This is a genomic window from Corynebacterium sp. UMB0012 (genome assembly GCF_030216265.1).
Taxonomy (GTDB): domain Bacteria; phylum Actinomycetota; class Actinomycetes; order Mycobacteriales; family Mycobacteriaceae; genus Corynebacterium.
The window spans coordinates 1-364 of the sequence record NZ_JASOKQ010000076.1 but is presented as its reverse complement, the minus strand read 5'-3'; the positions used below and the strand labels follow the sequence as shown (position 1 = coordinate 364).

General features: G+C 43.7%; 1 protein-coding gene. It reads right to left on the bottom strand.

Going from position 1 to position 364, the window contains the following annotated elements; genetic code table 11:
- Window positions 1-332 (bottom strand): hypothetical protein (locus tag QP324_RS11915; protein ID WP_284816194.1); only part of this gene is annotated, 332 nt, incomplete at its 3' end.
- Window positions 333-364 lie beyond the last annotated feature (32 nt).

The window sequence follows — 364 nt, the reverse complement described above, 5'->3', positions numbered from 1 at the left end:
TCCAGCATCAGAATCTTTTCCAGTGAGTTGGCTCTTTGCATCAGGTGGCCAAAGTATTGGAGTTTCAGCTTCAGCATCAGTCCTTCCGATGAATATTCAGGACTGATTTCCTTTAGGATGGACTGGTTGGATCTCCTTGAAGTCCAAGTGACTCTCAAGAGTCTTCTCCAACACCACAGTTCAAAAGCATCAATTCTTCGGCGCTCAGCCTTCTTCACAGTCCAACTTTCACATCCATACATGACCACTGGAAAAACCATAGCCTTGGCTGGACGGACCTTTGTTGGCAAAGTAATGTCTCTGCTTTTGAATATACTATCTAGGTTGGTCATAACCTTCCTTCCAAGGAATAAGTGTCTTAATT